The sequence below is a fragment of the Mycobacterium paraense genome (assembly GCF_002101815.1).
In the GTDB taxonomy this organism is placed as follows: Bacteria; Actinomycetota; Actinomycetes; order Mycobacteriales; family Mycobacteriaceae; genus Mycobacterium; species Mycobacterium paraense.
The window spans coordinates 27475-51355 of sequence record NZ_LQPM01000008.1; the positions used below are offsets into that span (position 1 = coordinate 27475).

19 protein-coding genes and 1 riboswitch are annotated in these 23881 nt (G+C 68.9%); of the genes, 12 read left to right on the forward strand and 7 right to left on the reverse strand.

Annotation, left to right across the window (positions count from 1 at the left end):
• A complete protein-coding gene (locus tag AWB89_RS06850) occupies positions 1 to 1422 on the forward strand; it encodes an aldehyde dehydrogenase family protein (protein WP_085172451.1) in 1422 nt (473 codons plus the stop codon).
• A gap of 257 nt (positions 1423 to 1679) precedes the next feature.
• On the forward strand, positions 1680 to 3653 hold the full coding sequence (locus AWB89_RS06855; protein WP_241520447.1) for an acyltransferase family protein: 1974 nt from the start codon (positions 1680 to 1682) through the stop codon (positions 3651 to 3653).
• A gap of 3 nt (positions 3654 to 3656) precedes the next feature.
• Here AWB89_RS06855 and AWB89_RS06860 read toward each other — a convergent pair whose 3' ends face one another.
• Positions 3657 to 4316, reverse strand: coding sequence for an O-methyltransferase (locus AWB89_RS06860; protein WP_085172455.1), 660 nt, complete (start codon positions 4314 to 4316; stop codon positions 3657 to 3659).
• Between the two features lie 129 nt (positions 4317 to 4445).
• Positions 4446 to 4620: riboswitch (M-box (ykoK) riboswitch) on the forward strand.
• A gap of 263 nt (positions 4621 to 4883) precedes the next feature.
• Between AWB89_RS06860 and AWB89_RS26935 the strand changes: the two genes are divergently transcribed.
• Together AWB89_RS26935 and AWB89_RS06865 are read left to right on the forward strand one after the other, a co-directional pair.
• Positions 4884 to 5081, forward strand: coding sequence for a hypothetical protein (locus AWB89_RS26935; RefSeq protein WP_139830682.1), 198 nt, complete (start codon positions 4884 to 4886; stop codon positions 5079 to 5081).
• Positions 5078 to 6814, forward strand: a complete 1737-nt coding sequence (locus AWB89_RS06865; RefSeq protein ID WP_085172457.1) for an NRAMP family divalent metal transporter — start codon at positions 5078 to 5080, stop codon at positions 6812 to 6814. The genes AWB89_RS26935 and AWB89_RS06865 overlap by 4 nt, the downstream gene beginning before the upstream one ends.
• A 10-nt stretch (positions 6815 to 6824) precedes the next feature.
• Here the strand turns inward: AWB89_RS06865 and AWB89_RS06870 are convergent, their stop codons facing one another.
• Complete coding sequence (locus tag AWB89_RS06870; RefSeq protein WP_085172722.1) at positions 6825 to 7769, reverse strand: NADP-dependent oxidoreductase; 945 nt, start codon at positions 7767 to 7769, stop codon at positions 6825 to 6827.
• A 316-nt stretch (positions 7770 to 8085) separates the two neighbouring features.
• Here AWB89_RS06870 and AWB89_RS06875 point away from each other — a divergent pair, with 316 nt between their 5' ends.
• Entirely contained in the window at positions 8086 to 8556 is a 471-nt protein-coding gene (locus tag AWB89_RS06875; protein WP_241520441.1) for a hypothetical protein, read from the forward strand.
• A 9-nt stretch (positions 8557 to 8565) separates the two neighbouring features.
• Here AWB89_RS06875 and AWB89_RS06880 read toward each other — a convergent pair whose 3' ends face one another.
• Positions 8566 to 9321, reverse strand: coding sequence for a L,D-transpeptidase (locus tag AWB89_RS06880; protein ID WP_085172459.1), 756 nt, complete (start codon positions 9319 to 9321; stop codon positions 8566 to 8568).
• Positions 9322 to 9487: 166 nt separating this feature from the next.
• On the opposite strand from AWB89_RS06880, the gene AWB89_RS06885 reads away from it, so the two are divergent.
• The gene (locus tag AWB89_RS06885) at positions 9488 to 10153 is read left to right on the forward strand and encodes a cysteine hydrolase family protein (RefSeq protein WP_085172724.1); all 666 of its coding nucleotides are present in this window, start codon (positions 9488 to 9490) and stop codon (positions 10151 to 10153) included.
• A gap of 21 nt (positions 10154 to 10174) precedes the next feature.
• Positions 10175 to 11116, forward strand: a complete 942-nt coding sequence (locus tag AWB89_RS06890) for a LysR family transcriptional regulator (RefSeq protein ID WP_085172461.1) — start codon at positions 10175 to 10177, stop codon at positions 11114 to 11116.
• Here the strand turns inward: AWB89_RS06890 and oxc are convergent.
• Positions 11100 to 12818 carry an oxalyl-CoA decarboxylase gene (gene oxc, locus AWB89_RS06895; RefSeq protein WP_142282477.1) on the reverse strand — a complete coding sequence of 573 codons (1719 nt, stop codon included), beginning with the start codon at positions 12816 to 12818 and terminating at the stop codon, positions 11100 to 11102. The genes AWB89_RS06890 and oxc overlap by 17 nt on opposite strands.
• Positions 12819 to 13034: 216 nt before the next feature.
• Here oxc and AWB89_RS06900 point away from each other — a divergent pair, with 216 nt between their 5' ends.
• Positions 13035 to 14585 (forward strand): FadD7 family fatty acid--CoA ligase, encoded by a 1551-nt coding sequence (locus tag AWB89_RS06900; protein ID WP_142282478.1) that lies wholly within the window; start codon positions 13035 to 13037, stop codon positions 14583 to 14585.
• Between the two features lie 7 nt (positions 14586 to 14592).
• Here the strand turns inward: AWB89_RS06900 and AWB89_RS06905 are convergent, their stop codons facing one another.
• Together AWB89_RS06905 and AWB89_RS06910 are read right to left on the reverse strand one after the other, a co-directional pair.
• Positions 14593 to 16740 carry an elongation factor G-like protein EF-G2 gene (locus AWB89_RS06905; protein ID WP_085172465.1) on the reverse strand — a complete coding sequence of 716 codons (2148 nt, stop codon included), beginning with the start codon at positions 16738 to 16740 and terminating at the stop codon, positions 14593 to 14595.
• 146 nt (positions 16741 to 16886) lie between these two features.
• Complete coding sequence (locus tag AWB89_RS06910) at positions 16887 to 17309, reverse strand: TIGR03668 family PPOX class F420-dependent oxidoreductase (protein WP_085172467.1); 423 nt, start codon at positions 17307 to 17309, stop codon at positions 16887 to 16889.
• A 209-nt stretch (positions 17310 to 17518) separates the two neighbouring features.
• Here AWB89_RS06910 and AWB89_RS06915 point away from each other — a divergent pair, with 209 nt between their 5' ends.
• The 4 genes from AWB89_RS06915 (at position 17519) to AWB89_RS06930 (ending at position 22628) form a co-directional block, all read left to right on the forward strand.
• Positions 17519 to 18577 (forward strand): S1C family serine protease, encoded by a 1059-nt coding sequence (locus AWB89_RS06915; RefSeq protein WP_085098754.1) that lies wholly within the window; start codon positions 17519 to 17521, stop codon positions 18575 to 18577.
• A gap of 121 nt (positions 18578 to 18698) precedes the next feature.
• Positions 18699 to 20474, forward strand: coding sequence for a maltose alpha-D-glucosyltransferase (gene treS / locus AWB89_RS06920; protein ID WP_085098757.1), 1776 nt, complete (start codon positions 18699 to 18701; stop codon positions 20472 to 20474).
• On the forward strand, positions 20471 to 21823 hold the full coding sequence (locus AWB89_RS06925; RefSeq protein WP_085172469.1) for a maltokinase N-terminal cap-like domain-containing protein: 1353 nt from the start codon (positions 20471 to 20473) through the stop codon (positions 21821 to 21823). The genes treS and AWB89_RS06925 overlap by 4 nt, the downstream gene beginning before the upstream one ends.
• Positions 21824 to 21920: 97 nt before the next feature.
• Positions 21921 to 22628, forward strand: coding sequence for a YoaK family protein (locus tag AWB89_RS06930; RefSeq protein WP_085098760.1), 708 nt, complete (start codon positions 21921 to 21923; stop codon positions 22626 to 22628).
• Between the two features lie 41 nt (positions 22629 to 22669).
• Here the strand turns inward: AWB89_RS06930 and ag85C are convergent, their stop codons facing one another.
• The gene (gene ag85C, locus AWB89_RS06935; protein WP_085172471.1) at positions 22670 to 23713 is read right to left on the reverse strand and encodes a diacylglycerol acyltransferase/mycolyltransferase Ag85C; all 1044 of its coding nucleotides are present in this window, start codon (positions 23711 to 23713) and stop codon (positions 22670 to 22672) included.
• Positions 23714 to 23881: the final 168 nt, after the last annotated feature.

The following is a 23881-nucleotide window of genomic DNA, read 5'->3' on the forward strand; positions in this document are numbered from 1 at the left end:
ATGCGCGAATACCTGAAGTTCTACATCGACGGGCGCTGGGTCGACCCGGTGCGGCCCAACGCCTTCGACGTCGAGAACCCCGCGACCGAGCAGGCCTCCGGGAAGATCTCGCTCGGCTCGGCCGCCGACGTCGACGTGGCGGTCAACGCCGCGCGCCGCGCATTCACCGACTGGTCACAGACCAGCCGCGAGCAGCGCCTCGATCTGCTGGAGGCCATCCTCGCCGAATACGGCAAGCGCTCAGGCGATCTCGCCGACGCGGTCACCGAGGAAATGGGCGCGCCGCCGTCGCTGGCCGCGGGGCCGCAGGTCCAGCTCGGCATGGGGCACCTGGTGACCGCGATCGACGTGCTGAAGAACTTCCCGTTCTCCGAACAACACGGGGCGACGCTGATCTCCAAGGAGCCGATCGGCGTCTGCGGCCTGATCACCCCGTGGAACTGGCCGCTGAACCAGATCGCGGTCAAGGTGTATCCCGCGCTCGCGACGGGGTGCACGATGATCCTGAAACCGTCCGAGGTGGCGCCCTTCTCGGCCTACATCTTCACCGAGATCCTGGATGCCGCCGGCGTTCCGGCCGGGGTCTACAACCTGGTCAACGGCGACGGACCCGGCGTCGGCGTCGCCCTGGCGAGCCATCCCGACATCGACATGGTGTCGTTCACCGGGTCCACCCGCGCCGGCGTCGAGGTGGCCAGGAACGCCGCCCCGACCGTGAAGCGGGTGACCCAGGAGCTCGGCGGCAAGAGCCCCAACATCGTCCTCGATGACGCGGGCTTCGCCGACAGCGTTCGCGCCGGCGTGCTGAACATGATGCCGAACTCCGGGCAGAGCTGTAACGCGCCGTCGCGCATGCTGGTCCCGAATTCGCGGATGGCCGAGGCAATCGAGATCGCGCGCGGGGTCGCCGAGCAGGTGAAAGTCGGCAGCCCCGAAGACAAGACCGCGATCGGTCCGGTGGCGTCGCGGGCGCAGTTCGAAAAGGTCCAGGGCCTGATCCAGCGGGGCATCGACGAGGGCGCGACCGTCGTCGCCGGCGGCCCGGGCCGGCCCGCCGGGCTGAACACCGGGTACTACGTCAAGCCGACCGTCTTCGCCAACGTCACCAACGACATGACGATCGCGCGCGAGGAGATCTTCGGTCCGGTGCTGTGCATGCTCGGCTATGACGACATCGACCAGGCCGTGCAAATCGCCAACGACACCGATTACGGCCTGGCCGGCTACGTCTCGGGCGCCGACCTCGACAAGGCCCGGGAGGTGGCCCGCAAGATCCGCGCGGGCTGGGTCACGATCAACCACGCCTTCGACATGAACGCGGCGTTCGGCGGCTACAAGCACAGCGGCAACGGCCGAGAGTGGAGCGAGTTCGGCTTCCACGAGTACCTAGAGGTCAAGAGCACCCTGGGTTACGCGTCCTAAAAGGCGTCCTAAAAGTCGCGCCCTGGAGGCGCCCGTCCTCGCGTGTCTTCTGCCGAATTCGGCTGCGTCGCAATTAGGCTTGCTCCGATCACGAGGAGGGGCAGCGACGTATCGGCATCAACTTTGGCGCCGGGCGAAAAGTCGGTCAGGGCGCGTTAACGGCGGACACTGAGCCGGGCGGGAGGCACCCCGCGCCGGCGCGTTCTGGTCCCCGGCCACGGTGGGTAGCCCCGGTTCGCCGCGTCGGCCGGCTCGCGATCTGGGATCAACCCGAGCGGCGCAGCGGGATTCCCGCGCTGGACGGGCTTCGCGCGATCGCGGTCGCGCTGGTGCTCGTCGGCCACGGCGGCATCCCCGGCGTGGCCGGCGGCTTCATCGGCGTCGACATCTTCTTCGTCCTCAGCGGGTTCCTCATCACCTCGCTGCTGCTGGACGAGCTGCGGCGCACCGGCCGCATCGAGCTGACCGGCTTCTGGATCAGGCGCGCGCGACGGCTGCTGCCGGCGTTGCTGCTGATGGTGCTCAGCGTGGGCGCGGCCCGCGAGCTGCTGCCCAGCCAGTCGCTCACCGGGTTGCGCGACGACGCGATCGCGGCCTTCCTCTGGGTGGCGAATTGGCGGTTCGTGGCCCAGAAGACGGACTACTTCACCCAGGGCGCCCCGCCGTCGCCGCTTCAGCACACCTGGTCGCTGGGGGTGGAGGAGCAGTATTACTTCGTCTGGCCGGTGCTGCTGATCGCGGTGACCCTGTTGCTGGCCGCGCGCGCGAAGCGCTACTTCCGCCGCGCCACCGTGGGCGGGGTGCGGTTCGCCACCTTCGTGATCGCGACGCTGGGAGCGGTGGTTTCCGCGGCAGTCGCCATCGTCCTCGCCTCCGACGGCACGCGCGACCGCATCTATTTCGGCACCGACACCCGGGCGCAGGCGCTGCTGATCGGCTCCGCGGCGGCGGCGCTGCTGGTGCGGGATTGGCCGTCGATGAACCGGGGCTGGTGCCTGGTCCGCACCCGCTGGGGACGACGGGTGGCCCGCTTCCTGCCGTTGCTCGGCCTGGCCGGCCTGGCGGCGGCGACCCGATACGCGACCGGCGGCGCCGGCGAGTTTCGGCACGGCCTGCTGATCGAGGTTGCCCTCGCGTCCGTCCTCGTGGTCGCCCCGGTGGCCATGGAGCAGCGCGGAGCGATCGCCCGCATCCTCGCCCTGCGCCCCATGGTCTGGCTAGGCACCATCTCGTACGGCATCTACCTGTGGCACTGGCCAATCTTTTTGGCGCTCAACGGCGAACGCACCGGATGGTCCGGGCTGCCGCTGTTCGCCGCCCGGTGCGCCGCCACCGTGGTGGTCGCGGCCGCGTCATGGTGGCTGATCGAACAACCGATCCGGCGCTGGCGCCCGGCGAGGGTGCCGTTGCTGCCGCTGGCCGCGGCGACCGTGGCCAGCGCCGCCGCGATGACGCTGCTGGTGATCCCGGTGGGCACCGGCCCCGGGCTGCGCGAGGGCCTGCCGCCGGGTGTGTCGGCCGTCGCCGCGATCTCTCCATCGCCGCCCGCCGGCGCCCGCCCCGCGCCCCGCGACCCGCACCGGCCGTTCACGGTTTCGGTGTTCGGCGATTCGATCGGCTGGACCTGGATGCACTACCTGCCGCCCACCCCCGGGTTCGCGTTCCTCGACCACACCGTCATCGGCTGCAGCCTGGTGCGCGGCACTCCGTACCGGTACATCGGCCAAACTCTTGAGCAGAGACCAGAATGCGACGGCTGGCCCATCAGGTGGTCGGCGCAGATGGCCCAGGACCAGCCCGACGTCGCGCTGTTGATCATCGGCCGCTGGGAGACGGTCGACCGCGTCAACGAGGGCCAGTGGACGCACATCGGCGACCCGACCTTCGATGCCTACCTCAACGGTGAGCTCGAGCGCGCATTGAACATCGTGGGTTCCACGGGCGTTCGCGTGGTGGTGGCCACCGTCCCCTACAGCCGCGGCGGCGAAAAGCCGGACGGCCGGCTGTATCCCGAGGACCAACCCGATCGCGTCAACCTGTGGAACACCATGCTGCGCAAGACCGTTGCCCATCACCCGGGCGTTTCGATCCTCGACCTGAATAAAAAGCTGTGTCCGGACGGCGTCTACACCGCCAAGGTCGACGGCATCAAGGTACGCAGCGACGGCGTGCACCTCACCCCGGAGGGCGTGAAGTGGCTGACGCCATGGCTCGAGGAATCCCTGCGATAGCCCCTAATCCCCGGTGCGGCAGCTGATTTCCATGCTGTCACTCTCCCGGACGGAGAAGTTGAAGCTGACATACCCGTTGTCCGGGTCGCGCACCCGGTCGAGGTAGGGCCGCATGTCCGCGGCGCTGGCGTTGTCGGCGACGATCAGCGCGCCCGTCGCAAGCCGCGGTTCGAGCAGCTCGAGCACCGGAAGGTACAGGTCCTTCCACCCGTCGAGCAGGACGAACTCAACGGGGCCGTCGAGGTTGTCCAGCGTGGTCAGCGCGTCCCCCTCGAGGATCGTGATCACGTCAGCCAAGCCGGTCTCGGCGAATGTCTGCTTGGCCGCGGCGATCTTGGGGGCGCTGAGCTCGGTGGTCACCACCCGGCCGGCGCCGTTGTCGCGCACCGCGGCGGCCAGGTGCACGGCGGAGATTCCGAACGACATACCGAATTCGACGACCGTCGCGGGCCGGGTGGCGCGCACCAGGGCGTAGAGCAGGCGACCGGCTTCCGGTGTCACGGGAATGTAGAACTCGCTCATCGCGTCGGCGCGTTCCTGTGCGCTCATCGGTCGGTCGAAATCACCAACCCGCTCGCGCAACCGCGACATCTGATCTTTCGTTTCGGCGTACATCCGGTCGAGCACCGTCGCGACGCCGGACGCCTGCAAAGTATTGGCCATGCCGTCGAGGGTAGGCCTCGACCGACGGGCCGAAGGACGGGCCCGGTGGGCGCCGGTTAACGCAAACCCACGTCAAGGTTGCGTAAACGCGTTTGACGAGTACGAGGGCCGCCATGCAAGATGGACGAGCAAGCACCTCGGTAGGTGAGGCGTCTGCATGGATACAGGCCACTGACCCCGAACGTCGAGAGACGCCCCGGGTCAGGACAGCTCTTCCCGGACCCAAGGGTTGAGCCCAAGTGGCTTCTGGACGATGTTCCGGATACGCCGTGCAGTGCCGAAGCTCCGACGAGAGGGGTGCGGCCGGCGGTTTGCCGCCGCCATTCGTGCCTCTCCCGTGCAGGTGAACGCGATGACACCCGCGTGTGTCCCGGCCGTGAGGAGGTGAGGACGAGATGAGTCCCGGCGACAGTCCCTATCCGAATTCCGTCTTGTCCCGATCCGGCTCCGGCATTCCTTCTGCCGCCTGACTTCTCGGGTGCTCATGCGAGACCCCACGCGTGCGAACGCGTTGCGGGGGTCGTTGCGGATGCCACGAGCCGATCGGACCTGCGTCAGGAGAAGATCATGGCTTTTGTTGTTACACACCGCCTTTCCAGCGGCTCAATGCTGCGTGCGGGCCGGCAGTTTGCGGCCAGGCTGGGCGCGCGGAGCGCCCTGACTCCGCAGGAGCGCGCCAACCTGTACGTCTCGCGGATGCCGATCGCGGTGGTCACCGCCTCGCTCGGCGGCCATCCGTCGGACCGGCCGGCCGACCACCGGTGACCAGCTCGGTCCCGACCCGCGGCGGTCCCGGCGACCAGGCCGTGCTGGATTCCGCGCACACCGGCGACATCGTCGGTGCGTTCGGCCGCATCCGGCGCGACGGCACCGGCGCGTCCGGGGCCGCCGCGGGGGGCTGGGCGCGCCTGCGCACCCTGCTCGTCATCACCGGTCCCGGCCTGATCGTCATGGTGGGCGACAACGACGCCGGCGGCGTCGCGACCTACGCGCAGGCGGGCCAGAACTACGGGATGGGCCTGTTGTGGACGCTGGCGCTGCTGATCCCGGTGTTGTACGTGAACCAGGAAATGGTGCTGCGGCTGGGCGCGGTCACCCGGGTTGGTCACGCCCGGTTGATCTTCGAGCGCTTCGGCAGGTTCTGGGGCGCGTTCAGCGTCGGTGATCTGCTGATCCTCAACGCCCTGACCATCGTCACCGAATTCATCGGTGTAGCACTGGCACTCGGCTTTTTAGGCTGCCCCAAGGCGATCGCCATCCCCGCCGCCGCGGTGTTGTTGTTCGCCGTGGTGGCCGGGGGCTCGTTCCGCCGCTGGGAAGGCCTGATGTTCCTGCTGATCGCGGTGAACGTGGTGATCATCCCGATGGTGCTGATGGTGCATCCCAAGCTGAAGGAAACCGCCGGCGGCCTGATGCCGCAGTTCCCGGGTGGGCTCAACTCCACCGTCCTGCTGCTGGTCGTCGCGATCGTGGGCACCACCGTCGCGCCGTGGCAGCTGTTCTTTCAGCAGTCCAATGTCGTGGACAAGCGCATTACGGCCCGCTGGATCTCCTACGCGCGAGCCGATTTGGTGATCGGCATCGTCGTCGTGATGGCGGGGGCGACGGCGTTGATGGCCGTGACGGCGTTCGGGTTCGCCGGCACGGCCGGCGTCAGTGCCTTCACCGATGCCGGGGCGGTCGCGTCGGGGCTGGCCCGGCACCTCGGTAGCACGGTCGGGGTGCTCTTCGCGATCATCCTGCTGGACGCCTCGCTGATCGGCGCCAACGCGATCGGATTGGCCACCACCTATGCCATCGGGGACGCGCTGGGCAGGCGGCACTCGCTGCACTGGAAGATCAGCGAGGCCCCGCTGTTCTATGGCGGCTACGCGCTCCTGCTCGCGGTGTCCGCCGCGGTCGCGTTCAGCCCCGACCACATCCTCGGCCTGGTGACCCAGGGCGTGCAGGCCCTCGCCGGCGTCCTGCTGCCCTCGGCGACCGTGTTCCTCGTGCTGCTGTGCAACGACCGCGCGGTGCTCGGCCCGTGGGTAAACACGGTGCGGCAGAACGTCGTCGCGTGGACCATCGTGTGGTGCCTGGTGTTGTTGTCGCTCGCCCTGACGGCGACGACCTTCTTTCCCGGCCTTTCGACGACCACGATCGAGGCCGGCCTGGCCGTTGGCGCCGCGACCGGCATCGTGGGCGGCGCCGCGACGATTGTCGCCGGCCGGCGCCACCGCGACCGGCGCGACGCCGAGGCGATCGTCGGGACGCTGGGCGGTGGCCTGGACCCCGAGGAGGTCGACGAGCTCGACGACACCCCGTCACTGACCCCCGCCGAACGGCGCGCCGTGCGGCGACAGGACCGGTCGAGGTGGCAGACGCCAAGCCTCGCCACGCTTTCCCGGCCACGCCTGTCGCCCGCCCGCCGGGCGGGACTGCTCACCCTGCGCGGCTATCTGGTGGTCGCGGTCGTATTCGTGATCGTCAAGATCGTGCAGGCGGGGATGGCCTGAGGCGCGGCGACTACGGCGAACCGTTCGGCAGTAGAACGATTTTGCCGCGGGTGTGCCGCTTCTCGAGTTCTTCATAGGCGTCCGCGACCCGGTCCAGCGGGTAGGTGGCGGCGACCTCGAAATCGATGGCGCCCGTGACGATCAGCTCGGCCATCTCGGCGAGCACCTCGGTGGTCGACGCGTCGGCGCTGCCTTCGGTCTTGGCGCCGACCTCGCCGGCTTTCTGAAACGCGATGATCGTGTCGATGCGCTCGGGCGCCACACCGAGATCCACGGCGAGCTGGACGTACTCCGGGCCGAACAGGTCGATGAACGCGTCGATCCCGTTCGGCGCCGCCTCCCGCAGCCGGTCGGCCAGACCATCCCCGTACGCGACCGGGACGACGCCGTGGGCACGCAGCCAGCCGGAGTTGGCGGCTCCCGCGATGCCCAGCACCCGCGCCTCGCGCAGGACCAACAACTGCACGACCAGGCCGCCGACCCCGCCCGCGGCGGCCGAGACGGCGACGGTCTCGCCCGGCTGCGGGTCGACCGCGCGGACGGCGGCGTACGCCGTCACCCCGACCACATAGAGGGAACCGGCCGTCTCCCAAGTCATTTCGGGCGGCTTGCGGATCAGCTGATCCGCCGGGACGGCGGCGTGGGTGGCGTGGCTGGATCGGCGCAAGCTGAATCCCAGCACCTCGTCGCCGACGGAAAACTCCGTCACTCCGGGTCCCGCGGCGGTCACGACCCCCGCGAGGTCGCTGCCCTCACCGGAGGGGAAGGTCGCGGGGAACATATCGTGCAGCGCGCCGCTTCGGATGGCGGCCTCGCCGGGATTGATCCCGGCGGCGCGGACCTCGACGACTACTTCGCCCGGGCCCGGCGACGGCATATCGACGTCCGCCACGTACAAGACGTCACGGCCCCCGTACCGGTCGAACCGTACGGCACGCGCCACCGCAGATGCCATCGTTCCTCCCACCCCCTGCGCAATCGCCCGCACCCGCCAGCATAGGCGGGAACCGGGGCCGACCTGCTTGTGTGTGCAGCCGCCGCGCGGTGGCGCGCCCTTGTTCCCGCCGGCATTTCGCAGTAGCGTCAGGCGGCCGAACTGTGGATTGATCGGGAGGAACGCCATGGAGTTCGCCAGGATTGCCGCCGGCTGGGCGGTCGCCACCGCCGCGGTCGGCACCATGGTCACCGGATGCAGCAACGACCAAACGACGTCGGCCCCGACGTACTCGACCACAGCGGGCACCACCTCGTCATCGAGCGGTTCGAGCACGGTGACCGCCCCTTCGCCGGGCCAGCCCGCCGATTACAGCTCGTTGCTCATCAAGCCCAGCGACATCGGCGGAGACTTCAAATCCCCGCAGCCTCCCGTGCTGAACCCCAACAACGCGACCGGCGTCGCACAGCTTTTCGCCAATCCCGACAACAGCCGCCGCATCGGCGACACCATCCTGATCGTCGCCGACCCGGCGGTGGCAAAGGCGGCCATCGAGAACACCAAAGCCAACTACGCGGGCAAGGTCAGCGGCACGTGGCAGCCGGTCGACGTCGGCTCCAACGGGTTCATGATTTCCGGTAACTCGCCCGACAACTCCCAAGCGGTGACGGTGTTGCTGTTCAGCGAGGGCAAGGCCGTCGTGAACATCGAATTCGACAGCGCGCCCAACGATCCGATCGATCCGGCCATCGCGATCGATGTCGGTCGCAAGCAGGACGCCGCGATCAAAAGCGGGTTACCCGGCTAGGTCTGACGGTCAGGCCACGACCTGAATAGGGTCGCCGACGTTGACCTGGTTGAAATACCATGCGGCGTTGTCGGGGCTGAGGTTGATGCACCCGTGGCTGACGTTGGCGTGGCCCTGCGAGTCGACCGACCATGGGGCCGAGTGCACGTAAACGCCGCTCCAGGTGACGCGGACGGCGTACTGCGCCGTGATCTTGTACCCCTCCGGGGAACTCAGCGGGATGCCGATGGTCCGCGAGTCCATCACGACGGTGCGCTCCTTCTCCAGGGCGGTGAAGTTGCCGATCGGCGTCGGCCGACTGGGCTTACCCATCGACGCCGGCATCGTGCGCAGCACCTCGCCGTTCCGGCTGACGGTGAACGTGTGCCCGGAGAGGCTGGCCACCCCGAGCAATTCGTCACCCGTGTCGAAGCCCGTCGTCAGCTCCTGCACACCCGCCGAGACATGGCTGTGGGCGGGCCAGTAATGGTCGGGAACCCACTGGACGACCTCGTTGCGAACCCACTCGAAGTGTCCCGGTGTATTGCTCGGCGACGAGACGTGGATGGTCCGTTCGGCGGCAACGCGATCGGTGACAGGCGCGGTGAACGTGACGATCAGCGGGTGCGCCACGCCCACCACCGCTCCGTTAGCGGGCGAAACCGAGGCAACTCCGGGGACCGGCTCGGGCAGGGGCGCGGACGCGACGGCTCGAGTGGCGCTGCCCAAGGCGCCCATCCCGGCAATCGCTACCATAACGAACAGATAACGAAACGCTCGGTGCATGGCGCTTACCCTTTGCGATGGTTCAACTGACACAACGATATTCTACTGGCTGTCGGCTCATTACGGTTTTCAGCAAACATCGGCGGCTTCGCTGGCCCGCCACGATAACGGTGCGATCACCGGATGAGCGCGAGTAGAGCAAGGGCAGGTTCGGCAAGGGGTGGAGATGACCGCAAACGATCGCTACACGCGTCCGAGCGCGGATACCGCCGCCCTGGTCCTCATCGACATGCAGTGCGACTTCATCGACGCCCCCGACGCGCCCGGCAATGACGCCCCGATGCCGGTCGCCGGCACGCGTGCCGCCATCCCGGCGATGGCGCGGTTGGCGGCGGCCTTCCGGCGACGGGGACGGCCCATCGTGCACGTCGTCCGGCTGTATCTGCCGGACGGGTCGAACGTCGACCTGGTGCGGCGCCAATCGATAGAGGCGGGCGCCCGAATTGCCGTGCCCGGCAGTGCCGGTTCGCAGATTGTCACCGAACTGTTGCCCAAACCCGTTGAGCTGGACCACGAGTTGCTGTTGGCCGGCGGCGTCCAACAGGTGGGTCCCGCCGAGCACGTGATGTACAAGCCACGGTGGGGTGCCTTCTACGGCACCGCCCTCGAACAACATCTACGCGAAAGCGGCAGCGATACCGTGGTTTTCGCGGGCTGCAACTTCCCCAACTGCCCCCGCACCTCGATCTACGAGGCGTCCGAACGCGACTTCCGGCTGGTCCTGGTGTCCGACGCGATCTCCGGCCTGTATGAGCGCGGCGTCGCGGAATGCCGTGCCATCGGAGTGGACGTGCTGGGCTTGCCGGAGACACTCGATTGGCTGGGGTGCTAGGCGCGCGTTAGCCTCAGCGAGATGCTTTTCCGTCAACTGGAGTACTTCGTCGCGGTCGCCCAGGAGCGCCACTTCGCCCGGGCGGCCGAGAAGTGCTACGTCTCCCAACCCGCGCTGTCCGCCGCCATCGCCAAGCTGGAACGGGAGCTCAACGTCACGCTGATCAATCGCGGCCACAGCTTCGAGGGCCTCACGCCCGAAGGGGAGCGACTGGTCGTGTGGGCCAAACGGATTCTCGCCGAGCATGATGCCTTCAAGGCCGAGGTGCACGCCGTGCGGTCCGGCATCGCGGGAACGCTTCGGCTGGGCACGGTGCCGACCGCCTCGACGACGGCGTCCCTGGTGCTCTCCGCGTTCTGTTCGGCGCATCCGCTGGCGAAGGTGCAGATCCATTCCCGGCTGGCCGCCACCGAACTGTACCGGCGCGTGCGCGAGTTCGACCTGGACGCCGCTATCGTGCACACCGCCACCGACGACGCCCAGGACGTGAACCTGGTGCCGCTCTACGAGGAGCACTATGTGCTGCTGTCGACGGCGAGCATGCTGCCCGCCGGGGCGTCGACGCTGACGTGGCCGGAGGCCGCGCAGCTGCCCCTGGCGCTGCTCACCGCCGACATGCGCGACCGCCAGATCATCGACCAGGCCTTCGCCGGTCACGGGATCACCGTCACCCCGCAGGTCGAAACCGATTCGGTCGCTTCGTTATTGGCGCAGGTGGCCACGGGCAACTGGGCGTGCATCGTCCCGCACACCTGGCTGTGGACCTCGCCGCTGGGCACTGAAATCGGCGAGATCCGCGCGGTGGAGATGGTCGACCCGGTGCTCAAGGCCGAGATCGCGCTCGCCACCAACGCTTCCGGCCCCGGCTCGCCCGTCGCGCGTGCGCTCACCGCGTGCGCTCAGGAGCTGGCGCTGGGCGAGTTCTTCGACGCGCAGTTGCTGGGCATCACGCGCCGGCGCTAGCTGTGGCCGCGCTGGCCGGGTTGAGGCTCGCCAGATGGCCGCTTTCCACGCCGGCCGCCGGGTCGAGTTCGCAGTCGATGACCGACGGCCCGTCGGAGCCGATCGCCTCGGCCAGCGCCGCGCGCAGCTCCGCCGGTGTGGTGACGTGATATCCCTTGCCGCCGAACGCCTCCGCGATCAGCTCGTGCCGCGCCCGGGCGTTGAGCACGGTCGGCGCCGGGTCCGGTCCGGTGGCGGCCGAGCCGGCCGGCGCCTCGTCGCCGCGGTAGACGCCGCCATTGTTAAAGATGACGACGGTCACGGGCAGCCGGTACCGGCAGATCGTCTCGACCTCCATGCCGGAGAAGCCGAACGCGCTGTCGCCCTCGATCGCGACCACCGGCTTGCCGGTCTCCACCGCGGCGGCGATGGCGTATCCCATGCCGATGCCCATCACGCCCCAGGTGCCCGTGTCGAGGCGGTGCCGCGGCTGCTCCATGTCGATGACGTTGCGGGCCAAATCCAGCGCGTTGGCGCCCTCGTTGACCACATAGGCGTCCGGGTTGTCCTGCAGCACAGCCCGAATCGCGCACAGCGCGTTGTAAAACCGCATGGGGTGGGGATCTTCGGCCAGCCGCTCGCGCATCTTGGCCTCGTTGCGGGCCCTGCGCTCGACCAGCTCGTCGAGCCAGTCCGCCGGCGCGACGAGCGGATGCGCGGCCACGGCGTCGCACATCGCCGACAGCACCGAGCCGACGTCGCCGGCCAGCGGCGCCGCGATCGGCCGGTTGTTGTCGAATTCCGCCGCCGCGATGTCGATCTGCACGAACTTGGCGTCGGCGGACCATTGCGGCGACTCCCCGTGGCCGAGCAGCCAATTCAGCCGGGCGCCCACCAGCACGACCGCGTCCGCGCGCGCGATTGCCAGCGAGCGCGCGGCCCCGGCCGACTGCGGGTGCGAGTCGGGCAGCAGGCCCTTGGCCATCGACATCGGCAGGAACGGAATCCCGGTGGCCTCCACGAACTTCCGGACGATGTCGTCGGCCTGCGCGTAGGCGGCGCCCTTGCCGAGCACGATCAGCGGCCGCCGCGCCCGCTTGAGCACCTCCAGCGCGCGATCGATGGCCTCTGGCGCCGGCAGTTGCCGCGGCGCGGGGTCGACGATCCGCCAAATCGTGTCGGCCGCGGCGCAGGCGTCCATGGCCTGGCCCAGGATCTCGCCGGGGATGTCGAGGTAGACCCCGCCCGGCCGGCCGGAGGTCGCGGCCCGAATGGCGCGGGCCACGGCCCGGCCGATGTCCTCGATCCGGCCCACCCGGTAGGCCGCCTTCGCGAAAGGCCTTGCGGCGGCGAGCTGATCGAGCTCCTGATAGTCGCCGCGCTGCAAGTCCACCATCGCCCGGTTGCTCGAACCCGAGATCTGGACCATCGGGAAGCAGTTCGCGGTCGCGTTCGCCAGCGCGGGCAGGCCGTTGAGGAACCCCGGCCCGGAGGTCGTGAGGCACACCCCGGGTCGCCGGGTGAGGAACCCCGCGGCGGCAGCCGCGTTGCCGGCCGAGGTCTCCTGCCGAAAGCCGATGTAGCGGATTCCCGACGCCTGCGCGGTGCGGGCCAGGTCGGTGATCGGGATGCCGACGATCCCGTAGATGGTGTCGACGTCGTTGGCCTTCAGCGCATCGACGACGAGGTGGAAGCCGTCGGTCAAGCGCGTCGCGGTGGACATGGTGGCCTCCTCGGGTGCCTGTGCCGTATCTGCCTCAACCATCACTGTCGTGTCGGTGCGCGCGGCTGTCCAAGACTAAGCCGCTATGCAGCGATTGACGCCGTCTATCGATAGCCCCCGCTTATCGATAGTGAGGGGATCGGTATTGGACGGACACCAGGGCGTCACGGCATGGTTCCACCAGGAGCATTCACCCGCAACGAAAGGGGTTGGGCGATGAGGACGAGCGATCACGTTCTCGCCGATCTGGTCGAGGTGGCGGCGGGGCAGCGGCCGGACGCACCGGCGCTCGTCGCCACCCCCGAGCGCCTGCCGGTGAGCTACCGCGACCTGGTGCGACTCGTCGACGACCTGGCCGGGCAGCTGAAGCGGACCGGGCTGCACGCCGGTGATCGCGTCGCGCTGCGGGCGGGCAGCAACGCCGAGTTCGTCGTCGGCCTGCTGGGGGGTCTGCGCGCCGGGCTGATCGTGGTCCCGTTGGACCCGGCGTTGCCGGTCGGCGACCAGCGCACCCGAAGCGAGGCGGTGGGCGCGCGGGCCGTGCTGGTCGACGGTGACGGGCCCGGCGACGAACGGGACCCGGCCTTGCGCCGGTGGCCGATCGCGGTCACCGTCGGCGGCGACGGCGTGCCGGCGGTGCGCCTCGACGCCCCGACGCCGCCGGAGCGGGACGTCCCGACGCCCGAGGGGCTGCGCGACGACGACGCCATGATCATGTTCACCGGCGGGACCACTGGGGTGCCGAAGATGGTCCCGTGGACGCACGACAACATCGCCAACTCCGTGCGCGCCATCATCGCCGGCTACGGACTGAGCCCCCAGGACGCGACGGTGGCGGTGATGCCGCTCTACCACGGCCACGGACTGATCGCCGCGTTGCTGTCCACCCTGGCGTCCGGGGGCACGGTGCTGCTCCCGGCGCGCGGGCGGTTCTCGGCGCACACGTTCTGGGACGACATCGACGCCGCCGGGGCCACCTGGTACACCGCCGTGCCGACCATCCATCAGATCCTGTTGGAGCGCAGCAGGACTGAGCGGCCGGGAAGCGGCCGGGTGGCGCTTCGGTTTATCCGCAGCTGCAGCGCCCCCCTCACCCCGGAAACGGCCCAGGCGCTGCACGAGACGTTCTCGGCGCCCGTGGTGTGCGCGTTCGGCATGACCGAGGCGACGCATCAGGTGGCGACGACGGGCATCGGCCGGACCGAAAACCCCGCCGCCACAGGCGGTCTCGTCGGCGCGTCGACCGGGCCGGAGATCCGGATCGCGGGACCCGACGGTCAGGCGCTGCCGGCGGAGGCCGTCGGCGAGGTCTGGTTACGCGGGCCCACCGTGGTGCGCGGCTACCTGGGCGACCCGGCGATCACCGCCGCCAACTTCACCGACGGGTGGCTGCGCACGGGCGATCTAGGCTCGCTGTCGGCGGCCGGGGACCTGATCATCCGGGGCCGGATCAAGGAACTGATCAACCGGGGCGGCGAGAAGATCTCGCCGGAACGCGTCGAGGGCGTGCTGGCCACCCACCCCAACGTCCTGGAGGTGGCCGTGTACGGGCTGCCGGACAAGATGTACGGCGAGACGGTGGCCGCGGTGATCGTTCCGCGGGAATCGCCCGCGCCCACCCCCGCCGAACTCGCGGTGTTTTGCCGCGAGCGCCTGGCGGCCTACGAGGTGCCCGCGACCTTCCGGGAGGCCGGCGAGCTGCCGCACACCGCGAAAGGCTCACTGGACCGCCGCGCCGTGGCCGACCGATTCGCGCGCGCGACCTGATCGGTTGTCACGCCGTGGTTTTCACGCGGGCGGCCGCGGTCTCCGGCATGGGTTCGTAGCGGGCGAAGGAGCGGGTGAACGACGCCGCCCCGTGCGAGAGCGAACGCAGGTCGATCGCGTAGCGGGTCAGCTCGACCTGAGGCACCTCCGCCTTGACCACCGTGCGTTCGTGGCCGGCGGTGTCGCTGCCGAGCACCCGGCCGCGCCGGCCCGACAGGTCGCCCATCACGGCGCCGACGTAATCGTCGGGCACCAGCACCGAGATCTCGTCGATGGGCTCCAGCAGGGCGACCCGGGTCGCCGCCGCGGCCTCCCGCAGGGCCAGCGCCCCCGCGGCCTGGAACGCGAAGTCCGACGAGTCCACGCTGTGCGCCTTGCCGTCGAACAGGGTGACCCGGATGTCGACGACCGGGTAACCGGCGTGCACACCCTTTTCCATCTGGGCGCGCACCCCCTTTTCGACGCTCGGGATGAACTGGCGCGGCACCGAACCGCCGACCACCTTGTCGACGAACTCGAATCCCGAGCCCTCCGGCAGCGGCTCCACCTCGATGTCGCATACCGCGTACTGGCCGTGCCCACCCGACTGCTTGATGTGGCGGCCGTGCCCTTTCGCCTTGCCACCGAACGTCTCTCGCAGCGGGACGCGGAGGTCGACCGTGTCCACGGTGACGCCGTACCGGTTGGCCAGCGCGTCGAGCACGACGCCGGCGTGGGCCTCACCCATGCACCACAGCACGATCTGGTGGGTTTCCTGGTTCTGCTCGATGCGCAGCGTCGGGTCCTCGGCGGCCAGCCGCCCCAGCCCGACCGACAGCTTGTCTTCGTCGGTCTTGGCATGCGCCTGAATGGCCACCGGCAGCAGCGGCTCCGGCATCGTCCAGGGCTTGAGGACCAGCGGCTCGGACTTGTCCGACAGGGTGTCGCCGGTTTCGGCGCGGCTCAGCTTGCCGATGGCGCAGATGTCACCCGCCACCACGGCGGCCGCGGGGCGCTGCTGCTTGCCGAGCGGAAAGGACAGCACGCCGACGCGTTCGTCCTCGTCGTGGTCGGGGTGCGAATGCCCGTTCCCGTTGGTCCCGCCGAAGAACGACGCAAAATGGCCCGACACATGAACCGTCGTGTCGGGCCTGATGGTCCCGGAAAAGACCCGGACCAGGCTCACCCTGCCGACGTAGGGGTCCGACGTCGTCTTCACCACCTCCGCCAGCAACGGCGCGTCGACGTCGCAGGCCAGCGTCGCGTGCGTGGCACCGTTCGGCGTGAAGACTTCCGGCAGCGGGTGTTCCATCGGGGAGGGGAATCCCCGCGTGGCGACCTCCAGCAGTTCCAGGGTGCCGACGCCGGTGCCGCTGCACACCGGGATGACCGGGAAAAAGGAGGCGCGGGCGACGGCTTTCTCCAGGTCGGCGATGAGCACCGACTCGTCGATCGATTCCCCGCCGAGGTAGCGGTCCATCAGGGACTCGTCCTCGGATTCCTCGATGATCCCCTCGATCAGAGTGCCGCGCTCCTCCGCGATCCGGTCGGCGTCCGACTCGTCCGGCGGCAGGATCGTCCGCTTGCCGCCGGAATACTGATACCGCTGCTGCGAGAGCAGACCGATCAGGCCGTCGGACGTCGGCAGGTAGAGCGGTAAGACCTTGTCGCCGAACGCGTTTTGCGCTGCCGCCAGCGCCTCCTGGTAGTTCGCCCGCGCGTGGTCGAGCTTGGTGATCACGACAGCGCGGGGCATCCCGACCTGGCTGCACTCCTGCCAGAGCGACTTGGTCGGCTCGTCGACGCCCTCGTTGGCCGCGATCACGAACAGCGCGCAGTCGGCGGCGCGCAGGCCGGCCCGCAACTCGCCGACGAAGTCGGCGTACCCGGGGGTGTCCACCAGGTTGACCTTGATGCCGTCGTGCGAAAGGGACGCGACGGCGACGCCCACGGAGCGCTGTTGCCGGATCTCGGCCTCGTCGTAGTCGCAGATCGTGCTGCCCTCGGTGACCGAGCCCGCGCGGGTCAACACGCCGCCGGCCACCAGCAGGGCCTCGACCAGAGTGGTCTTGCCGCCGCTCGAGGGACCCACCAGGACCACGTTGCGAACATCGCCCGGACCCTTCGCGGTGGGCGCGGCCCCTGCGCCCTGGGAAGCGTTCGCCTTATCCGCCATGACTTTCCTCCAGTTCTGCAGCGCTGCGGCGTGCTGTGGCGCGGTGTGGTCTGGGCCACAGGACGCTGTAGGCAACTTTTCCCCCAACTGCCGCCCAACACAAGGCCACCGGGCGGCCACAATTGGGGCTGTCGGCGTGGCCCGCGTCAGGCGTGCCAGGCCGACCAGCGTCGCACCGCGACCGCGATTACCGGGCCGTCCAGCGAAACGGACTGGTACTGAGGGTATTTGGCGCGCAGCAGCCGAAATCCCGTTACCAGCGGCTCGCCGTCGGAGTGCAGCGTGGCGACCCCGTCGGCCCGAACCCACCACAGCTGCGCCCAGTCATCGTCATAGTGGTCGACGAGCAGGCTGACCTGGGGATTGCGCTCGATGTTGGCCAGGCGCCGCAGCCGCCGGGTGGTCTTGGGCTTGGCGTCGACGGCGGTGTACACGACGTCGGGGTCGCCGCGCGAATCGGCCACGGCGAATACCACCGGCACCAGGTGTGGAATGCCGTCGGGCGTGGCCGTGGCCAGCCGGGCTATCGGGGACTGCGTGAATCTGACCTTCGGGTCGAATTCGCCCACGTTGTCAGCTTAGGGGCCGGACCGCGGCGTTACGTTCAACCGCATGCCGGCGGAGGCCTGAGCTGCCCCCGACGGGGAGCAGGCCAAACAGGGACTGAGCACGGTCCTGCATAGCTATCTGCATTACGGTTATACAGATTGAGTCGTGTCGCCCAGATGCGGAGGCTGGGCCGATTCTGGTTCTGATGGCGAAGCAGGAGGTGACGGGGATGGGCAAATGGCACCACCGCTCAGTCTGGTGGTCATGGTTGGTCAGCGTGCTGGCCGTGGTCGCACTGGGCCTGGGCCTGGCCACGGCGCCGGCATCGGCCGCACCTCCCGGGCCGTCGCATGACCGGCCGATGGCGCCGCTCGACCCGTCGGGCATTGTCGGCAAGGTGGGGCCGCAGGTGGTCGACATCAGTACCAAATTCGGCTACAACAACGCGGTCGGCGCGGGCACCGGCATCGTCATCGATCCGGGCGGCGTCATCCTGACCAACAACCACGTCATCTCGGGTGCCACCGACATCAGCGCGTTCGCCGTCGGCAACGGTCAGACGTACGCCGTTGACGTGATCGGCTACGACCGAACGGCGGACGTGGCCGTCCTGCAGCTTCGCGGCGGCGGCGGCCTGCCCGCCGCCAACATCGGCGGGCCGGTCGGGGTCGGCGAGCCCGTCGTCGCGCTGGGCAACGCCGGCGGTCAGGGCGGAACGCCCAGCGCGGTGGCCGGCAAAGTCGTCGCGCTCAACCAGACGGTCTCGGCCACTGACACGCTGACCGGCGCCGAGGAGAACCTGGGCGGCTTGATCCAGGCCGACGCGGCGATCCGGCCCGGCGACTCGGGCGGGCCCATGGTCAACCAGGCCGGGCAGGTGATCGGCATGAACACCGCCGCCACCGACAGCTACAAGATGTCGGGCGGTCAGGGCTTCGCCATTCCTATCGGTACCGCGATGGGGGTCGCCGGGCAGATCCGGTCCGGCGCCGGGTCGAACACGGTGCACATCGGCCCGACGGCCTTCCTGGGCCTGGGCGTCACGGACAACGGCGGCAACGGCGCGCGGGTCGAACGCGTGGTCGGCAGCGGCCCCGCGGCGGCGGCCGGAGTCTCGGCCGGCGACGTCATCACCGGGGTCGACAACACGCCGATCACCGGGGCCACCTCGATGACCGATGTGCTGGTCCCGCACCACCCCGGCGACACCATCATCCTGCAGTGGCGCGCCAAGGCGGGCGGCGACCGCAGCGGACCGGTGACGCTGGCCGACGGGCCGCCGGCCTGATATCCGCGCGGATAATGCCCGCCTCCCATCCAGTCCGCTTGCGGCACAGCGTGATTCGTCGCCTGGCAGCGGCGGTGATTCCCGATGTGCCACGTCGGGTACACGTGGCATCGTGGAATTGATGAACGACGCACGAGACGCTGTCGAGCACGATCCAGCCGCGGGAAGTCACGTCGAAGACGGCGTGGTCGAACACCCGGATGCCGAGGATTTCGAGAACGCCGCCGCGCTGCCCGCGGACCCCACGTGGTTCAAGCATGCGGTGTTCTACGAGGTCCTGGTCCGGGCATTCAGTGACGCCAACGCCGACGGGCAGGGCGACCTGCGCGGCCTGCTGGACCGGCTGGACTACCTGCAGTGGCTCGGGATCGACTGCATCTGGCTGCCCCCGTTCTACGACTCGCCGCTGCGCGACGGCGGCTACGACATCCGGGACTTCTACAAGGTGCTGCCCGAATTCGGGACCGTCGAGGATTTCGTCGCCCTGCTCGACGCGGCCCACGAGCGGGGGATCCGGGTGATCACCGACCTGGTGATGAACCACACCTCGGAGTCGCACCCGTGGTTTCAGGAATCGCGGCACGATCCCGACGGGCCGTACGGCGACTACTACGTATGGAGCGACACCAGCGAGAAGTACACCGACGCCCGGATCATCTTCGTCGACACCGAGGAATCGAACTGGACGTTCGATCCCGTCCGCCGCCAGTTCTACTGGCACCGGTTCTTTTCCCACCAGCCCGACCTGAACTACGACAACCCGGCTGTTCAGGAGGCGATGATCGACGTCATCCGCTTCTGGCTCGGCCTTGGGATCGACGGGTTCCGCCTGGACGCGGTGCCGTACCTGTTCGAACGCGAGGGCACCAACTGCGAAAACCTGCCCGAGACCCACGCGTTCCTCAAGCGGGTGCGCAAGGTCGTCGACGACGAGTTTCCCGGCCGGGTCTTGCTGGCCGAGGCCAATCAGTGGCCGGGCGACGTGGTCGAGTACTTCGGGGACCCCAGCACCGGCGGCGACGAATGCCACATGGCGTTCCACTTCCCGCTGATGCCGCGCATCTTCATGGCCGTCCGCCGCGAATCGCGGTTTCCGATCTCGGAGATCCTGGCGCAGACGCCCGCCATCCCCGACATGGCCCAGTGGGGCATCTTCCTGCGCAACCACGACGAGTTGACGCTGGAAATGGTCAGCGACGAAGAGCGCGACTACATGTACGCCGAGTACGCCAAGGACCCGCGGATGAAGGCGAACGTCGGGATCCGCCGCCGCCTGGCGCCCCTGCTGGACAACGACCGCAACCAGATCGAGCTGTTCACGGCGCTGCTGCTGTCGCTGCCGGGCTCGCCGGTCCTTTACTACGGCGACGAGATCGGCATGGGCGACGTGATCTGGCTGGGGGACCGCGACGGGGTGCGCACCCCGATGCAGTGGACACCCGACCGCAACGCCGGGTTTTCCACGGCCAACCCCGGCCGGCTGTACCTGCCGCCCAGCCAGGACCCGGTCTACGGCTACCAGGCCGTCAACGTGGAGGCCCAGCGCGACACCTCGACGTCGCTGCTCAACTTCACCCGGATGATGCTGGCCGTGCGGGGGCGGCACAAGGCTTTCGCGATCGGCAACTTCGAGGAACTGGGCGGCTCGAACCCGTCCGTGCTGGCGTTCGTCCGCCAGGCGGGTGGGAACGGCGACACCGTGCTGTGCGTCAACAACCTGTCCCGGTTCCCTCAGCCGATCGAGCTGAACCTGCAGCACTGGAGCGGTTGCACGCCGGTGGAGCTGACCGGGCACGTCGAATTCCCCCGCGTCGGTCACCTGCCCTACCTGCTGACACTGCCCGGACACGGGTTCTACTGGTTCCAGTTGTCCCGCGCTTGTGAGGAGAACGCATGACTGTCCCTGCTGGGGGCCCCGCCAAGCTGCCCTGGTCGGAGTGGCTGCCACAACAGCGTTGGTATGCCGGACGCAACCGGGAGCTATCGGATGCCCAGGCCTCCGTCGTCGTCCCGCTGCGGGATGACCTCGACCTGGTGCTGGTGGACGTCAAGTATGCCGACGGTTCGTCGGAGCGCTACCAGGTGATCGTCGAGTGGGATTCGGCGCCGGTCTCGGAGTACAGCACCGTGGCCACCATCGGCGCCGCGGACGATCGGACCGGCTTCGACGCCCTCTACGACGTCGAGGCCCCGCGGTTCCTGCTGTCGTTGGTCGACTCCTCCGCCGGCCGCGCCGCCTCCGGCACCGAGGTGACGTTCGCCAAGGAACCCGACGTCGAGCTGCCGCTGGACGCGATGCCGCATGTTTCCGACGCCGAGCAGAGCAATACCAGCGTGATCTTCGATCGGCGCGCCATCTTCAAGGTGTTTCGCCGCGTCAGCAGCGGCATCAACCCCGACATCGAATTGAACCGGGTGCTCGGGCGCGCGGGCAACCCGCACGTGGCCCGGTTGCTCGGCACCTACGAGATGGCCGGGCAGCGCGAGGACGCCTGGCCGCTGGGCATGGTGACTGAGTTCGCGTCGAATTCCGCCGAGGGCTGGGCCATGGCCAGCGCCAGCATCCGGGACCTGTTCGCCGAGGGCGACCTGTATGCGCACGAAGTCGGCGGCGACTTCGCCGCCGAGTCCAACCGGCTCGGCGAAGCCGTGGCCTCCGTGCACGCCACGCTGGCCGAGTCGCTGGGGACGGCCGAGATCACCTTCCCGGTGGACACGGTGCTGGCGCGGCTGTCGTCGACCGTTTCGAAGGTTCCGGAACTCGAGGAGTACGCGGCGACGATCGAAGAGCGATTCGGCAAGCTCGCCGGTGAGACGGTCACCGTGCAGCGTGTGCACGGCGACCTGCACCTGGGGCAGGTGCTGCGGACCCCGGAGAGCTGGCTGCTGATCGACTTCGAAGGCGAGCCGGGGCAGCCGCTCGAGGAGCGCCGGGCGCCGGACTCGCCATTGCGCGATGTGGCCGGTGTGCTGCGCTCGTTCGAGTACGCGGCCTACGGACCGCTGCTCGATCAGGGCGGGGACAAGCAACTCGCCGCCCGGGCCCGGGAGTGGATCGAACGCAACTGCGCGGCGTTCTGCGACGGCTACGCGGCGGTGTCGGGGATCGACCCGCGGGATTCGGCGCAGCTGCTGGCCGCCTATGAACTCGACAAGGCGGTCTACGAGGCCGGCTACGAGGCGCGGCACCGGCCCGGCTGGCTGCCGATCCCGCTGCGCTCCATCGCCCGGTTGACGGCCGCGTAGCCAGATGGCGGCGACCCGCAGCGCCCGGCTGCGCCGCGCTTGCGATCGCCGCCCGATGCGGCTGCGCCGGCGGGTCATGTCTGACAACATGTCCCGCGTGGGGAGTCGGATCTTCAACAGCGAGGCGAGGTTGTCGTGGGTGCTGGCCGGGCTGGCCGGCGTGCTCGGGGCGACGGCGTTCACGCACTCCGCCGGATACTTCGTCACCTTCATGACGGGAAACGCCCAACGGGCCGCGCTGGGCTATTTCCGCGGCGACGTGCTGCTCTCGATGACGGCGGCGCTGCTGCTGGTGTGCTTCGTCGCCGGGGTGGTGATCGCGTCGGTGTGTCGCCGGCACTTCTGGGTCGCGCATCCACATGGCCCCACCGTTCTCACGACATTCAGCCTGCTGGCCGCCACCGTGGTGGACGTCCTCGATGAGGGATGGGAAGAGAACCTTCTCGACTTCGCGCCGATTATGTTGGTGGCCTTCGCCATTGGCGCGTTGAACACCTCGTTTGTCAAGGACGGCGAGGTGTCGGTGCCGTTGAGCTACGTGACCGGCACGCTGGTCAAGATGGGCCAGGGCATCGAACGCCACATCGCCGGGGGGACGGCGGCGGACTGGCTCGGCTACTTCCTGCTGTTCACCAGCTTTGTGTTGGGCGCCATCGTCGGTGGCTGCATCAGCCTGGTCGTCAACGGCACCTGGATGCTGGTGGTCGCCACGGCCGTGTCCGCGTTGACGACCGGCTACACCTACTTCCACCAGGACCGGCGCGCGCTGCTGGACGACCGGTCAGAAAAGAAGCATCGGCAGTAGCGCTGACCGGTGCGCTACTGCCGATGCTGGCTTGGAGGGTGTCAGGCCGCCGGTTGCGCCGGTGTCGCCGGTTGCGCCGGCTGCGCCGGCTGGGCGTTGACGGCGTTGAGCACCTGCAGGATGTCGGGCTTCATGGCGACCAGCTGCTGGTTCCAGTACGGCCACGAGTGGGTCCCGTTCGCCGGGAAGTTGAACGTCCCGTTGCGACCGCCCGCGGCCACGTAGTTGTTCTGGAACTGCTGGTTGGTGCGCAGCGTCAGGCCCTCCAGGAACTTCGCCGGCATGTTGTCGCCGCCGAGGTCGCTGGGCGTGCCGTTACCGCAGTAGATCCAGATCCGGGTGTTGTTCGCGACCAGCCGCGGGATCTGGACCATCGGGTCGTTGCGCTTCCACGCCGGGTCGGACGACGGGCCCCACATGCTGTTGGCGTTGTAACCGCCCGCGTCGTTCATCGCCAGGCCGATCAGGGTCGGCCACCAGCCCTCGGACGGGTTGAGGAAGCCCGAAAGCGAAGCGGCGTAGGGGAATTGCTGCGGGTAGTACGACGCCAGGATCAGCGACGAGCCACCCGACATCGACAGGCCCACCACGGCGTTGCCGAACGGCGACACCTGCTTGTTGGCCTGCAGCCACGCGGGCATCTCCTGGGTCAGGAACGTCTCCCACTTGTAGGTGTAGTTCTGGCCGTTGCCCGATGACGGCTGATACCAGTTGCTGTAGAAGCTGGACTGGCCGCCGACGGGCATGATCACCGACAGGCCGGACTGGTAGAACTCCTCGAACGCCGGGGTGTTGATGTCCCAGCCGTTGTAATCGTCCTGCGCCCGAAGGCCGTCGAGCAGGTAGACCGCGTGCGACCCGCCGCCCTGGAATTGGACTTTGATGTTGCGGCCCATCGACGGCGACGGCACCTGAAGGTATTCCACCGGCAGACCGGCCTTGGAGAACGCCCCCGCGGTAGCCAAGCCGCCGCCGGTGGCGACCAGGCCGGACAACAGGGCGGCCCCGACAGCCGCGATAGCCAGCCGGCGCGGCGCACTCGCTACGGCGCCACGCAACTTCCGCACCTCTTCGAAGAACGACATAGCTCTCTACCCATCCCAACTTTCGTCTGCCGCATCACGCGGGCGATTTCGTTCGCCAGCGCAGTGAAACACAGGGGGAGGGCGTAATTCGTCTGTCGCGGCCGCACTCGGAGATCGCGGTTGGCTAACGATTGGGCCTCGGCCCGGAATCGTCACAGTCAGGTCACG

Excerpts from the sequence above, each read along its gene's own strand:
- AWB89_RS06925 (WP_085172469.1), top strand. The coding sequence starts at position 20,471 with ATGACTGTCCCTGCTGGGGGCCCCGCCAAGCTGCCCTGGTCGGAGTGG.
- AWB89_RS06900 (WP_142282478.1), top strand. The coding sequence starts at position 13,035 with ATGAGGACGAGCGATCACGTTCTCGCCGATCTGGTCGAGGTGGCGGCG.
- AWB89_RS06890 (WP_085172461.1), top strand. The coding sequence starts at position 10,175 with ATGCTTTTCCGTCAACTGGAGTACTTCGTCGCGGTCGCCCAGGAGCGC.
- AWB89_RS06880 (WP_085172459.1), bottom strand. The coding sequence starts at position 9,321 with ATGCACCGAGCGTTTCGTTATCTGTTCGTTATGGTAGCGATTGCCGGG.
- treS (WP_085098757.1), top strand. The coding sequence starts at position 18,699 with ATGAACGACGCACGAGACGCTGTCGAGCACGATCCAGCCGCGGGAAGT.
- AWB89_RS06915 (WP_085098754.1), top strand. The coding sequence starts at position 17,519 with ATGGGCAAATGGCACCACCGCTCAGTCTGGTGGTCATGGTTGGTCAGC.
- AWB89_RS26935 (WP_139830682.1), top strand. The coding sequence starts at position 4,884 with ATGGCTTTTGTTGTTACACACCGCCTTTCCAGCGGCTCAATGCTGCGT.
- AWB89_RS06850 (WP_085172451.1), top strand. The coding sequence starts at position 1 with ATGCGCGAATACCTGAAGTTCTACATCGACGGGCGCTGGGTCGACCCG.
- ag85C (WP_085172471.1), bottom strand. The coding sequence starts at position 23,713 with ATGTCGTTCTTCGAAGAGGTGCGGAAGTTGCGTGGCGCCGTAGCGAGT.
- AWB89_RS06870 (WP_085172722.1), bottom strand. The coding sequence starts at position 7,769 with ATGGCATCTGCGGTGGCGCGTGCCGTACGGTTCGACCGGTACGGGGGC.
- AWB89_RS06885 (WP_085172724.1), top strand. The coding sequence starts at position 9,488 with ATGACCGCAAACGATCGCTACACGCGTCCGAGCGCGGATACCGCCGCC.
- AWB89_RS06860 (WP_085172455.1), bottom strand. The coding sequence starts at position 4,316 with ATGGCCAATACTTTGCAGGCGTCCGGCGTCGCGACGGTGCTCGACCGG.
- oxc (WP_142282477.1), bottom strand. The coding sequence starts at position 12,818 with ATGTCCACCGCGACGCGCTTGACCGACGGCTTCCACCTCGTCGTCGAT.
- AWB89_RS06905 (WP_085172465.1), bottom strand. The coding sequence starts at position 16,740 with ATGGCGGATAAGGCGAACGCTTCCCAGGGCGCAGGGGCCGCGCCCACC.